A 13,512-nucleotide genomic window follows, 5' to 3' on the forward strand; every position below is an offset into this window, starting at 1 on the left:
GATGACAGGCACCTCGGGCGATGTGTGCAAGCACGCCGCCCGAGGTGCCTTTTTTGCTTGCGCGGCGCCGCGGCTTCAGTCGCGCGGCAGCCAGGCGCCGTGAAAGCCCGCCGGGATCCGCACCGGCAGATGCACGGTCGCCACCGGCTCGGCATCGAGCCGGCGCGCGTCGAGCACCACCACGTCGCTGGTGTCGGTGGCCGCGCGGTACACGCAGGCGAGCACCCAGCCGTCGTCGTCCTCGCTCGATCCCGCGCGCGGCACGAACACCGGTTCGCTGTTCTGGTCGCCGGGCGGCACCGCGTGGCGCATCACCTCGCCGGTGAGGACATCGAGGCGAACGATGCCGCGCATCTCGTCCAGGCTCGGCTGCTCGACCGCGTAGCAATGGCGATAGGCGCGGCCGGTGCGTCGCTCGTCGATGCGCGGCAGCTCCAGCGCCAGGTCCGACAGCGCTCCTTCCTCGACCGTGCCGGCCTCGAGATCGAAGCGGTAGCGCCAAGGCGTGCCGACCGGGTTCGGCTCGAAGGCCTGGCCGTCCGGCGACAGGCGCAGGAACCAGGGATAGCGGATCACGTCGAGCACGATGGTCGAGGCATCCGCGTCCCAGGCGTTGATCACGTGCTGGATGAAGCAGGGCGCGATCTCGAACCAGCGCAGGGCATCGGCGTCGCCGGCATGGCGCGGCAGCACGCCGATGCGGGCCGGCCGGTCCGCCTCCCAGCGCAGCGGCATGCGATGGCCGCGCTTGAGCATCGAGAAATCGTAGATCACGTTCAGGTCCGGCAGCAGGCTGTGGCTGGCCGTGATCGCGAGGTCGTGGATCATCGACGGACGCGGCAGCTCGATCGGCAGGTCCACGCGCGTGGTGCCGTCGGGCGCGGCCACCATGTAGCGCAGGTAGGGCGGCATCCAGTGCGCGCGAAACCCGACCAGCTCCGCCGTTTCCGGATCGACCTTCGGATGTCCGCCCATGCCCTGCGCGAAGGCGGGCAGGTGGTGTGCCGGGCCGAGCGTGTCGAGGCCGGGCGAGATTTCCAGCGGCATGCCGCCCTCGGCCAGCGCCAGCGTGCTGCCCGCATGGCGGATCACGTTGATGTTGGGATTGGTGTCCGGCATCGCCTCGAACTGTTCGGGCGCGTGGTGCTCGGCCCAGCGGCGCGTGCGCAGCCAGCGGTTGCGATAGCCGCTCGCGCGGCCGTCGACGAAGCCGACCGCATGCAGCATCGCGGCCTCGGGCCACCAGGACAGCAGGTCCTGGCCGGCGAAGCGGCCAGTCACCGGATTCGGGCCATTGCGCACCAGCCAGCCGTCCAGCTCCGGCGGCAAGGTGCCGCTCACGGGCAAGGCGCCCAGGTCGGATTCGCGGGCTACCGGGGCGAGCGCGCCGGCATTGAGGTCGATGGCGAAAGACATGATTCGGGGCAGGCAAGGGGACCGTTGTGGACAAGGAGCGAATTTATACCCGGATATAAATAGATCGTCAATATCATCCGGGTATAAATAGGGCGGCCGGTTCCCCGGCGCGTGTTGTCGCGAATCGATCCGATCCCGTTTTCGGGCGCCCGAAAGCAAAACGGCCGCCGCTCACGCATCGGGCGTGAGCGGCGGCCGCGAGGACGGGCAAGCGCCCGCCCGGCCGTCAGGCGACGTTTTCGAGCGACGGATAGTCGGTGTAGCCCGTCTCGCCGTCGGCGTAGAAGGTCGACGGCACCGGCGCGTTCAGCTCGCTGTTGAGCTGGAAGCGGCGCGGCAGGTCCGGATTGGCGATGAACAGCTTGCCCCACGCGACCGCATCGGCCTCGCCCTTGGCCAGCACGGCTTGCGCGCTGTCGAGCGTGAACGCTTCGTTGGCGATGTAGGGGCCGCCGAAGGCTGCCTTCAACTGCGGGCCGAGGCGGTTATCGCCCACGCTTTCGCGCGCGAAGATGAAGGCGATCTTGCGGCGGCCGAGTTCGCGCGCGACATAGCCGAAGGTGGCCGCCGGGTTCGAATCGCCCATCGTGTGCGCATCGCCGCGCGGGGCCAGGTGCACGCCGACGCGCTCGGCGCCCCACACCTCGATGGCCGCATCCACGGCCTCGAGCAGGAAGCGCGCGCGGTTCTCGATCGAGCCGCCGTAGGCGTCGGTGCGATGGTTGGTGCTGTCCTGCAGGAACTGGTCGGGCAGGTAGCCGTTCGCGCCATGGATTTCCACGCCGTCGAAGCCGGCCAGCTTGGCGTTCTCGGCGCCCTTGCGATAGGCCGCGATGATGCCGGGGATCTCGTCGAGTTCGAGCGCGCGCGGCGTGACGAACGGACGTTCCGGGCGCACCAGGCTGACATGGCCGCCGGCCGCGATCGCGCTCGGCGCCACCGGCAGTTGGCCGTCCAGGAAGATCGGGTCCGAGATGCGGCCCACGTGCCAGAGCTGCATGAAGATCTTGCCGCCCGCCTCGTGCACGGCCTGGGTCACCAGCTTCCAGCCCTCGACCTGCTCGTCGGACCAGATGCCCGGCGTCTTGGCGTAACCCACGCCCTGCGGCGTGACCGAGGTGGCCTCGGTCAGGATCAGGCCGGCGGAAGCGCGCTCGGCGTAGTAGCGCGCCATCAGCGCGTTCGGCACGCGCTCGTCGCCCGAGCGGGCACGCGTGAGCGGGGCCATCACGATACGGTTCGGCAGCGTCAGGTCGCCGACGACCAGCGGATCGAACAGGGTTGGCATGGCAGGAACTCCTTATCGAATGAGTTGGGCCGGGCACGGACCCGGCAAGCCTCGCGGCGGCGATATCGACGCTACAGGCTGGTTTGCAATTGATCGACGAAGGCCCGGATCACCGTTTCGTTGCGCCGAAAGAACACCCACTGGCCGACCCGCGAGCTCTGCACCAGCCCCGCGCGCTGCAGGGTGGCGAGGTGGGCCGACACGGTCGACTGCGACAGGCCGCAACGCGAGTCGATCTGGCCGGCGCACACGCCTTCCTGGAACGAGGCGTGCAGGGCCTGGTCCGGGAAGTGGTGCTCGGGCTCCTTGAGCCAGGCGAGGATCTCGCGCCGGACAGGGTTGGCCAGGGCCTTGTGAATCGCGTCGATGTCGAGCGTCATGGGTGATGAATCGGTGGAACGGCGGGACCCGATTGTAACGTCGTCGGACGAAGCATATATCGGAATATCGCGATATATAGAATTAACCTTGTGGGAAGGCGGGTTAATAACGATGCGGTAATAAAGGGTGCCATGACGCGACGATTGCCGGCGCGGTTTTCGCGCCGGCAATCGTCGGAGGTTTGGGGTTCGGGAGGGGCGGCGAAGATCAGCCCGGCCCGCGCCGGAAGGGCAGCCGGTCGAGCAGCCGGCTCGCCGCGCCTGCCAGGTCTGCCGGCGTCGTGCGCGGCGACCCGCTGTAGACGAGCCGGTACAGCACCGGCAGCACCAGCAGGGTCAGCATCGTCGAGGACAGGATGCCGCCGATCACCACCGTCGCCAGCGGGCGCTGGACCTCCGCGCCGGTGCCGGTGGCGATCGCCATCGGCACGAAGCCGAGCGAGGCGACCAGCGCCGTCATCAGCACCGGGCGCAGCCGGGTCAGCGCGCCCTCGCGCACCGCCTCGGCCAGCGGGCGGCCGGCCTCGCGCAGGTTGCGGATGAAGGAGATCATCACCAGCCCGTTGAGCACCGCCACGCCGGACAGCGCGATGAAGCCCACCGCCGCCGAGATCGACAGCGGAATGCCGCGCAGCCACAGGAACAGGATGCCGCCCGACAGCGCGAACGGGATGCCGGTGAACACCAGCAGGCCGTCCTTGGCATTGTTGAACATCATGAACAGCAGCACGAACACCAGCAGCAGCGCCAGCGGCACGACCAGCTTCAGGCGCGCCGTCGCGCTCTGCAACTGCTCGAACTGACCGCCCCAGGTGAGCCAGTAGCCGGGCGGGATGGCGACCTCGGCCTGCAGTTTCGCCTGCGCATCGGCGACGAAGGAGCCGACGTCGCGCCCGCGCACGTTCGCGCTGACCACGATGCGGCGCTTGCCGTCCTCGCGGCTGATCTGGTTCGGCCCCGGCGCCAGTTCGATGTTCGCCAGCTCGGAAAGCGGCACGAAGGCGGCGCCCGCCGGGTTCGCGCCCCTGGCAGCCGGCGAAGGCGTTGCCGCGGCAGCGGGGGCGAGGGCACCTGGAGCCGCCGTGACGGGCAGCGCGATCGGCAGGCGCCGGATCGCATCGATGTCCGAGCGCAGCGTCTCGGGCAGGCGCACCACGATGTCGAAGCGGCGATCGCCCTGGAACAGCGTGCTGGCGGTTTTCCCGCCGAGCGCCGCGGCCACCGGGGCCTGCACGTCGGCGATATTGATGCCGTAGCGGGCCAGCTTCTCGCGGTCGGGATCGATGCTCAGCACGGGCAGGCCGGCGGTCTGCTCGACCTTGACCTCGATCGCGCCCGGCACCTGCTGCAACGCGTCGGCGATCCGCCTGGCGGTGGCCTCGAGCGTGCCCATGTCGTCGCCGAACAGCTTGACCGCCACGTCGCTGCGCACGCCGGAGATCAGTTCGTTGAAGCGCAACTGGATCGGCTGCGAGAACTCGTAGACGCTGCCCGGTATCGCGGCGAGCACCGCCTCGATCTCGTCGCGCAACTGCTCGCGCGGCTTGGTCGGCTCGGGCCAGTCCCTGGCCGGCTTCAGCATGATGTAGGCATCGGACTGGTTCGGCGGCATCAGGTCGGTGGCCACCTCGGCCGTGCCGGTGCGCGCGAACACGCGCTCGATCTCGGGGACGCGCGCCTTGAGCGTGGCCTCGATCTGCCGCTGCATCTCGAGCGATTGCGTGAGGCTGGTGCCCGGGATACGCAGCGCGGAGATCGAGAAATCGCCCTCGTTGAGGCTGGGGATGAATTCGCTGCCGAGCCGGGTGGCGATCAGCAGGGTGGCCGCCACCGCCAGCGTGGCGCCGGCCAGCACGGGGCCGGGGCGGCGCAGGCAGCGGTCGAGCAGCACCGCGTAGAGCGAGCGCGCCCACGACATCAGGCGGTTCTCCTTCTCCTCGACCTTCTTGCCGATGAACAGCGCCACCGCGGCGGGGATGAAGGTGACGGTGAGGACCATCGCCGCGGCGAGCGCGAGCACCACCGTGATCGCCATCGGATGGAACATCTTGCCCTCCACGCCCGAGAGCGCCAGGATCGGCAAATACACCACCATGATGATCACCTGCCCGAAGATCAGCGCGCGCCGCGCTTCCTGGGACGCCTGGTAGACCTCGGCATGGCGCTCCTCGCGCGTGAGCGGGCGGCCCGCCGCGGCCTGCGCATGCGCCAGGCGCCGCACGCAGTTCTCGACGATCACCACCGCGCCGTCGATGATGATGCCGAAATCGAGCGCGCCCAGGCTCATCAGGTTGGCGCTGACCTTCAGGTTCACCATGCCGGTGAAGGTCATCAGCATCGCCAGCGGGATCACCAGCGCGGTGATCAGGGCCGCGCGCAGGTTGCCGAGGAACAGGAACAGGATCGCGATGACGAACAGCGCGCCTTCCAGCAGGTTCTTCTTGACCGTCGCGATGGCCTTCTCGACCAGCACCGTTCGATCGTAGACCGGCACCGCGCGCACGCCCGGCGGCAGCGAGCGGTTGACGTCCTTCATCCTGGCGGCCACCGCCTCGGCCACCGTGCGGCTGTTCTCGCCGATCAGCATGAAGACGGTGCCCAGCACCACCTCGCGGCCGTTCTCGGTGGCCGCGCCGGTGCGCAGCTCGCGGCCGATCTGCACCTGGCCGATGTCCTGCATGCGCACCGGCACGCCGCCCGCGTTGGCGAGCACGATGTTGGCCAGGTCGTCGAGCGAGCGCGCCTGCCCCGGCACGCGCACCAGGTACTGCTCGCCGCGCTTCTCGATGTAGCCCGCGCCGACGTTGTCGTTGTTCGACTGCACCGCGCGCACCACGTCCGCCAGCGACAGCCCGTAGGACATCAGCTTGGCCGGATCGGGCGCGATCTGATACTCCTTCACGTAGCCGCCGATCGAGTTCACCTCGGTCACGCCCGGCACGTTGCGCAATTGCGTGCGGATCACCCAGTCCTGCAGCTCGCGCAGGTCGGTCGGCGTGTAGGCGCCGCCGTCGGGCTTGCGCGCGCCGGCATCGGCCTCGACCGTCCACATGTAGATCTCGCCGAGCCCGGTCGAGGTCGGCCCCATGATCGGCGCCACGCCTTCGGGCAGCCGATCCCTGGCCTGCTGCAGGCGCTCGTTGACGAGCTGGCGCGCGAAGTAGATGTCGGTGCCGTCCTTGAAGATCACCGTGATCTGCGAGATGCCGTAGCGCGAGGTCGAGCGCGTCTGCTCCAGGTGCGGCAGGCCGGCCATCGCGGTCTCCAGCGGATAGGTGACGCGCTGCTCGACCTCGAGCGGCGAGTAGCCCGGCGCGGGCGTGTTGATCTGCACCTGCACGTTGGTGATGTCGGGCACGGCATCGATCGGCAGCCGCTGGTAGCTGTAGATGCCGAGCGCGGCCAGCGCGAGGATCGCGAGCAGGACGAGCCAGCGATGGGCAATGGAGGAGCGGATCAGGCGATCGAACATGGAGGCGTCCAGATTGAGCGGCGAGCGGGCACGGGTGGGATCAATCGCTGTCGGCCGCGCTGTTTTCCAGCTGCGACTTCAGCACGAAGCTGTTGCTCGCCGCGTATCGCTGGCCGGGCTTCAGCCCGTCCAGCACCTCGGTGAACCGGGCATCGCGAATGCCGGTCTTGAGGGGTTGCGCGACGAACCCCCATTTCGATGCCACGAACACCGCCGGCGCGCCGTCGACGGTCTGCAGCGCGTCGGTCCTGACCGCGAGCGGCACGGTGTGCGCGCTGGTATCGACCGTGACGTTGACGAACATGCCCGGCCGCCAGGTGCCGCCCGGATTGGGCAGCACGATGCGCGCGGGTGCCGTGCGGGTCTGCGCGCCGAGCAGGGCGCCGACATAGGCGACCTGCCCGCGCGCCTGCGAGTCGAATGCCGTCGCGGAGACGCGGGCCTGCTTGCCGACATACACCTCCTTGAGGCGCTGGGCGGGCACGGCCATTTCGGCCCACACGCTCGACAGGTCGGACAGCACGAAGATGCTCGTGTCGGCCGCCACGGCCTCGCCCGGCGTGACGCGCTTCTCGACGATCGAGCCGTCGAACGGCGCGCGCAGTTCGTAGCGATTGAGCGCGCCGCCGGCGGACGCATCGATGGCGGACAGCTTCTGCCGCGCGTTCTGCACGGCGATTTCCGCCTCGCGCAGTTGCACCTGGGCGGCCTGGTAATCCTGTTGCGCGGAGATGCGCTCCTGCCACAGCCTGCGCTCGCGCTCGTACACCTGGCGCGCGCCGACCAGCCTGCGCTGCGCGGTCAGCAGCTCGCTGCGCCGGTCGGACAGCTCCGGGCTGGCCAGCACGGCGAGCAGCTCGCCGCGTTTCACCTGCTGGCCGAGCGACACGGCGACCTTCTCCACCACGCCGGCCACGCGCGGCACGACCTGCGCGGTGCGATCGGCGTTGAAGCGGATCTCGCCGGGAAGCTGGAACGAATCGGCGATCGCCGCCGGCCCGGCCGGATCGACGCCGATCCTCGCCTCGGCCAGTTGCTGGTCGTTCAGGGGCACGGCGTGCTGGTTCTGGCGATAGTCGAAGGTCCGCGTCGCGCCTTCGGCCTGCCAGTCGAGCTTCACCTCGAAGACATGCGGTTTCGGGATCGCGGCGGCGCTGCGGTAGCCGTCCGCGCCGGGCAGCAGGGCCAGCGGGCCGCGCGTGCCGTCGTAGCGCTCGATGGTGGCCGTTAGCGTGTTGCCGGCCGGTTTGACCGGCTTGCCTCGCAGCGAGGGATAGAAGGCCAGCGTGGCCTGGCCGTCGCGCTCGCCCTGTACGATTTCCAGCGCGTAGGCGCCGTCGGTCAGCACGGTGCCGCCGCGTACCGCGGCGGGCGCCGACGTGGCGGCATCGGCTGGCGTGCTCGCGGTGGTGCGCAGCGCGGCGAAGGCAAGCGCCGCGGCGACGGCAAGCCCGCAGGCCAGCGCGATCGCCAGGGCGACGCGCTTCGGTTGGCTCGGCATAAGGGGGTTCCTCAGGGTTGGACGGTCGGGGCCGCGGCGTCGAGCGGGGTGCCGAGCAGGCGGCCGAGATCCGCATCGGCGAGATGCGCGTCGGTCAGCGCGCGGATGTAGCGGGTCTGGTTGTCGAACAGCGTGCGTTGCGCGTCCAGCACGTCCAGGAACTGGAACTTGCCGAGCGCATAACCGCGCGACATGGCCTCCAGCGCCGAGCGGGCCGCCGGCAGCACGTCGCGCTTCAGGCGCTCGGCCTCCAGCGCCGAGCTGCGATAGTCCGCGTAGCGCTGCGCCAGCGCCTGCCGCTGCGCCAGGCGCGTGCCGTCGAGATCGGCGCTGGCCTGTTCCGACGAGTGGGTGGCTTCGTCGATGGCGCCGCGATTGGTGTCGAAGATCGGCAGCGGGATCGAGATGCCGACCACCGCCTGGTTGTCGGCGATGCCGCCTGTCGTCACGCGCTTGTAGCCGGCGCTGATCGTGACGTCGGGGATGCGCCGCGCGCGCTCCAGCGAGATGCGGGCATTCGATTGCCTGACCCGGGCCATCGCCTCGCGCGTGAGCGGCGCGTCCTCCAGGCGGGCGTCGAGCGCCGGCAGCGCGGGTATCTCCGGCAGGCTTTCGAAGCCGTCCTCGCTGGCGCTGCCGCCCGGCCAGTCGCCGCCCAGCGCGCCGGCAAGCCGGGCGCGCGCGGCGCTCAGGTCCGCCGCGGCGCGCGTGAGCGCGATCTGGGTGGCCACCAGCGCGACGCGCGCCTTGGTCTCCTCGACCGGCGACACCTTGCCGGCACTGACGCGCTTGGCGACCAGCTCGGTCGAGCGCTCGGCGATCGCGGCCGATTCCTCGCTGACGGCGAGCGTGCGCTGGGCGGACAGGAGTCCGTAGAATGCCTGGACGACGCTGCCGCGCACGGCGGCGGACTGGGCGTCCATCGCCGCCAGCGAGGCCTCGCGGCCGTAGGCGGCGACGTCGACGCGATAGCCGCGCTTGCCGGCCGTCTCGATGCGCTGGCTGATCATCGCGGTGCTGGTGCGGTCATAGCGCTTGAAGCTTTCCTGCAGGAACGACAAGTCGGGATTGGGGCGCATGCCGGCCTGCAACTGGGCACCGGCGGCGGCATTGGCCGATGCGCGGGCGCTGCTCAGCAGCGGGCTGTTCGCATTGGCGATGCGCAGTGCCTCGCCCAGCGACAGCGGCGGGGCGGGCGGCGGTGCCGTGTCGTTCGCCTGCGCGCCGGCGAGAGTGGGAAGCAGCAGGGCGACGGCGAGGATGGCCAGGGGTTCGAGACGCATGAGTGAAAGAGGCATCGAGTAGCTTGGCCACCATGCTAGATGCCTGTTGCAGCGCAAACATGCGCGAAACATGAGAATTCCGTCATCTTGCCGCCAGGGGGCGTTTCTCGTGCGATGCTTGGCGCAATCCCGATCGCGCCGGGCGCGATCATCCGGGCCGGATCGACTGCGCCGACGCTGGCCGGCGCGTATCCACCCGAACCTTGCAAGGAAAGGAATCATGCGTATTCTCATCGTCGAGGACGAGCCCAAGACCGGCGCCTATCTGCGCAAGGGGCTGACGGAGGCGGGCTATGTGGTCGACTGGGTGCAGGACGGAACCACCGGCCAGCACCAGGCCGAAACCGAGGATTACGACCTGCTGGTGCTCGACGTGATGCTGCCCGGGCAGGACGGCTGGACCCTGCTGCAGAACCTGCGGCGCAGCAAGTCGACCCCGGTGCTGTTTCTCACCGCGCGCGACGACGTGGGGGACCGCGTGAAGGGGCTCGAGCTGGGCGCCGACGACTACCTGGCGAAGCCCTTCGATTTCGTCGAGCTGACCGCGCGCATCAAGTCGATCCTGCGACGCGGCCAGGCGCGCGAGACGAATACCCTGAAGGTCGCCGATCTCGAACTCGACCTGACGCGCCGGAAGGCGACACGACACGCGGATACGATCCTGCTCACCGCCAAGGAGTTCGCGCTGTTGTGGCTGCTGATGCGCCGCGAGGGAGAGATCCTGCCGCGCGCCACCATCGCCTCGCAGGTCTGGGACATGAACTTCAACAGCGATACCAACGTGGTGGATTCGGCAATCCGGCGCCTGCGCTCCAAGATCGACGACGCCTACCAACCGAAGCTGATCCACACCGTGCGCGGCATGGGTTACGTGCTCGAAGTGCGCAACCCGGTTTCGCGATGATGCAGCGCGTCGTCCCTCACACCCTGCGCGGGCGCCTGACGGTCCTCATCATCCTGTCGACCTCGGTGATCCTGGCCTTGAGCGGCCTCGCGCTCTACGAGGCCCTGCGCAGCCGCATCGAATCCTCGGCCGCCGAGCAGATCGACGGCATCACGGCGGCCTTGCGCCAGCACCTGGCCAAGGTCGGAACCCTCACCGATGTGCGGCTGAACCGGGACCTCTGGATCGACCAGCTTCACGGGCATTCGGACATGGATCTCGCCATCCTCGATTCGACCGGCAACGTGCTGGTCGGCACGAGAGGCTTGCGCTTCGACGCCTCACTGCTTTCCGCGGCCGCTGCCTCGGCGGCCGTCGGCGTCGAACCGGCTCGCTCCAGCCTGCGTTATTCGATTTCCACGGTCCGCCTGGCCGGCCCCGGCGCGCCGGTGGTTCGCGTCGTGGTGCAATACGATCGTGCCGAGGACCTGTCGACCCTGCGCGCGCATGCCTACACGATCGTCGTGATCGAGGTGTGCGGCGTGGTGCTGGCCGCCGTGCTCGCCTACGGCATCGCCGGCCTCGGCCTGAACCCCCTGCGCCGCTTCGCCGTGCGCGCCGAGCAGATGTCGACCAGCCGGCTCGCGCATCCCGTGCAGGAGCTGCATGTGTCGGGCGAGCTTCGGGAACTGGAACATGCCTTCAACGGCATGCTGGCGCGGCTCGACGAGTCGTTCACGCGGCTGGGCCAGTTCTCGTCGAACCTGGCGCACGACATGCGCACGCCCCTCACCAACCTGCAGGCCGCCGCGCAGGTGGCGCTCTCGCAGCCGCGCAGCGCGGACGAATACCAGGCCGTGATCGAGTCGAGCATCGACGAATACCAGCGCCTGTCGCACATGATCGAGGACATGCTGTTCATCGCGCGCGCCGAGCAGGCCGGGCAGTCGCTCGATATCCGCCGGCTCGATGCGGCGGACGAGGCCGAACGCGTGGCCGGCTATTACGAGGCGCTCGCGGAGGATGCGGGGGTGTCGATCGTGGTACGGGGCCGGGCAAGCGTCGAGGCTGACCTGAGCCTGTATCAGCGCGCGCTCAGCAACCTGCTGTCGAACGCCTTGAAATACGCGCCGCGCGGCAGCGCGATCACGATCGAATGCCGGCAGCAAGGCGAGGTGGCGCTGATCGAGGTTTCGGACGTGGGGGAGGGCATTCATCCGCGGCATCTCGCGCGGATCTTCGAGCGCTTCTACCGCGTCGATCCCTCGCGGCAGAATTCCGCATCGGGCACGGGGCTGGGGCTGGCGATCGTGAAATCGATCATGGATAACCACGGCGGCGAATGCGGCGTGGACAGCCTGCCGGGAACACTCACCACCTTCTGGCTTCGTTTTCCCGGCGCGACGGGCGAGGCCGCCTCGGACCCGGGCCGCCCGGCCTGAGGCCGGGCGATGTCGCGAGCGTTCCCCGCGGGGCGGCGCTCAACGCGAGCCGAGCTTGTCGTGCGCGTCCACCTTCGGATCGGATTCGCGGGGATGCACGGTCATGCCGTGCAGGTCCTTGTTGCGCTCGACCATGTCCGTGCTCGGCGGATATTGCGTCTTGCCCGCCGGCACGGCGCCCTCGTGTTGCGCGACCTTCAGCTCGTCGACGACATCCGTGCGCGATTTGCCTTGTGCCTGCGCGGCTTGGCTGGCCGCGCCGATCGACATGGCGGCGGTGACGAACAGGACTGCATAACGAATCGACTTCATGACTGGCTCCTTGGGATGGGCTCGCCGGGTGGCGAGTCGTGTGGCCAGTATGGAAAGGCAGCCGTGCGTGATCGTGATTCGAACATGAGAAATGCGTCATGAAGCGGCGATGAGGAAAATCTCATGCCGGGCTCATGTCCATGCCGGAGCGGGCGTCGACAATCCAGCCTCATGCCGTGTGGCGGAGCGCCTGCTCGCGAATCCACGCGACCCGAATCGCCCATCTCCCGGATACGGATCATGTCCCGAATCGATTTTCGCTGCTTTGTCCTGCTTGTCCCGATTGCCCTGCTCTCGATGGCCGGATGCGTGTGGAGCACCGGCGGGCCGGCGCAGGGAAACGGCGGGGAGCACCGCGAGCGACAGGGGATGCCGAACCAGCAGGTGGACTACGCCGGGCATCGCTGCGGCAGCCCTTATGCCTACGTCAAGATCCACCCTTGTGTCTTCCCGCGTCCCTAGCCTGGATCGAGGCCGACATGACGGAATTCTCATGTTCGGATCACGCCCGCGCAGCAGCGCGCGGCCAGAATCAAGCCATCGATACCGAACCGGAAACACGAGGAATGAAGAATGCATTGCGCCTTTCGCTTGGCATGGGCATTGCGCTGGGCGGCCTGTGCCTGGGCGGGCAGGCGACGGCCCAAGCGAAGACTCGCGCCGAAGTCCGGCAGGAACTCCTGCATGCCCGGCACGACGGCTACCTTCCCAATCGACGCACGAATTTCCCGCCCGATGCGTCGATGGTGGCGCGAAGCCGGCAACTGCATCGGCTCACGATCCATCGCGGCGAAAGCTCGCCGCGGTTCGACGAGCACGATACGCGCGATCCGGCGGCTCGGCCCGCGCAATGAACGATGCAAGCGCGAATGGACCCGCGATGGTGGGCGACGTACCGAATCACCGAGGAGTCGAGCATGCGCATGTCGAAGTGGATGAGCCTGTCGATGCTGGCCGTGTCGATGAGCGCGATGGCGGGAGGCTGGCCGGAGCGCTGGATCGATCACGAGCCGACGCATTGGCGAAACCTGGATGCCGAGGCGGGCGACCAGACCGAGCCGGAGCGGCAAGCGAAGCGGCAGGCGAAGCGGGAACCGGTTCCGGTCCCCGGCGATTCGTTGATCACCATCACGCAGAGCCTGTCGCGATCCGGCGCGCCGACGAGCCCGTCGCTTCCGTGATGTACGCGTCGAAGCTTCTTCCCGGTGCGTGCCGGGAAGGCTCCCGCGCCGACCGGCTTGCGTCGTGACCGCGCCTGCCCGATACTTTCCCACTATGTGATTCGATGCCTGCATGGCATGCAATAATCGGCCCTGCATCATTGCCACGAATCCACGCATCCCGTCCCGCCGCCTCGCTTTTTTGACCGATCCCGCCCGCCACGCCGGCGTATTTCTTACTCGCCGCGCAGGCTCGTTCGACACGATTACGAATTCATGTTCGACGGCGCGAGTTTCGCGATCCCCATCTTTATTTTTTTATTGCCACGCTGAAGCGGCCTGACTACGCTCGGGCGGACTGGGCCTGCTGAATTC

The 13,512-nt window shown here is 68.7% G+C and carries 12 protein-coding genes; 5 read left to right on the top strand and 7 right to left on the bottom strand.

What is annotated here, in order from left to right; genetic code table 11:
* Positions 1-75: 75 nt before the first annotated feature.
* The 6 genes from FB600_RS08450 to FB600_RS08475 form a co-directional block, all read right to left on the bottom strand.
* Positions 76-1,416 (bottom strand): carotenoid oxygenase family protein, encoded by a 1,341-nt coding sequence (locus tag FB600_RS08450; RefSeq protein WP_145756534.1) that lies wholly within the window; start codon positions 1,414-1,416, stop codon positions 76-78.
* A 226-nt stretch (positions 1,417-1,642) separates the two neighbouring features.
* Positions 1,643-2,704, bottom strand: coding sequence for an alkene reductase (locus FB600_RS08455; RefSeq protein WP_096750760.1), 1,062 nt, complete (start codon positions 2,702-2,704; stop codon positions 1,643-1,645).
* Between the two features lie 71 nt (positions 2,705-2,775).
* Positions 2,776-3,084, bottom strand: a complete 309-nt coding sequence (locus FB600_RS08460; protein WP_017919460.1) for an ArsR/SmtB family transcription factor — start codon at positions 3,082-3,084, stop codon at positions 2,776-2,778.
* A gap of 208 nt (positions 3,085-3,292) precedes the next feature.
* A complete protein-coding gene (locus FB600_RS08465) occupies positions 3,293-6,556 on the bottom strand; it encodes an efflux RND transporter permease subunit (RefSeq protein ID WP_145756535.1) in 3,264 nt (1,087 codons plus the stop codon).
* A gap of 40 nt (positions 6,557-6,596) precedes the next feature.
* Positions 6,597-8,057, bottom strand: a complete 1,461-nt coding sequence (locus FB600_RS08470) for an efflux RND transporter periplasmic adaptor subunit (protein WP_145756536.1) — start codon at positions 8,055-8,057, stop codon at positions 6,597-6,599.
* An 11-nt stretch (positions 8,058-8,068) separates the two neighbouring features.
* The gene (locus tag FB600_RS08475) at positions 8,069-9,340 is read right to left on the bottom strand and encodes a TolC family protein (RefSeq protein WP_186135950.1); all 1,272 of its coding nucleotides are present in this window, start codon (positions 9,338-9,340) and stop codon (positions 8,069-8,071) included.
* 220 nt (positions 9,341-9,560) lie between these two features.
* On the opposite strand from FB600_RS08475, the gene irlR reads away from it, so the two are divergent.
* A complete protein-coding gene (gene irlR / locus FB600_RS08480) occupies positions 9,561-10,244 on the top strand; it encodes a heavy metal response regulator transcription factor IrlR (RefSeq protein WP_036035042.1) in 684 nt (227 codons plus the stop codon).
* Positions 10,241-11,665, top strand: a complete 1,425-nt coding sequence (locus FB600_RS08485) for a heavy metal sensor histidine kinase (RefSeq protein WP_098151894.1) — start codon at positions 10,241-10,243, stop codon at positions 11,663-11,665. Before irlR ends, FB600_RS08485 begins: the two co-directional genes overlap by 4 nt.
* Before the next feature lie 39 nt (positions 11,666-11,704).
* Here FB600_RS08485 and FB600_RS08490 read toward each other — a convergent pair whose 3' ends face one another.
* On the bottom strand, positions 11,705-11,977 hold the full coding sequence (locus FB600_RS08490; protein WP_025100856.1) for a DUF4148 domain-containing protein: 273 nt from the start codon (positions 11,975-11,977) through the stop codon (positions 11,705-11,707).
* Positions 11,978-12,217: 240 nt separating this feature from the next.
* On the opposite strand from FB600_RS08490, the gene FB600_RS08495 reads away from it, so the two are divergent.
* The 3 genes from FB600_RS08495 to FB600_RS08505 all read left to right on the top strand — a co-directional run bounded on the left by FB600_RS08495 (position 12,218) and on the right by FB600_RS08505 (position 13,158).
* Positions 12,218-12,439: a hypothetical protein gene (locus tag FB600_RS08495; RefSeq protein ID WP_096750765.1), complete on the top strand. Its 222-nt coding sequence runs from the start codon at positions 12,218-12,220 to the stop codon at positions 12,437-12,439.
* Between the two features lie 17 nt (positions 12,440-12,456).
* Positions 12,457-12,831 carry a DUF4148 domain-containing protein gene (locus FB600_RS08500; protein ID WP_145756538.1) on the top strand — a complete coding sequence of 125 codons (375 nt, stop codon included), beginning with the start codon at positions 12,457-12,459 and terminating at the stop codon, positions 12,829-12,831.
* Positions 12,832-12,894: 63 nt separating this feature from the next.
* Entirely contained in the window at positions 12,895-13,158 is a 264-nt protein-coding gene (locus FB600_RS08505) for a hypothetical protein (protein ID WP_145756539.1), read from the top strand.
* Positions 13,159-13,512 lie beyond the last annotated feature (354 nt).

Source organism: Burkholderia sp. SJZ089, assembly GCF_007828315.1.
Lineage (GTDB): Bacteria > Pseudomonadota > Gammaproteobacteria > Burkholderiales > Burkholderiaceae > Burkholderia > Burkholderia gladioli.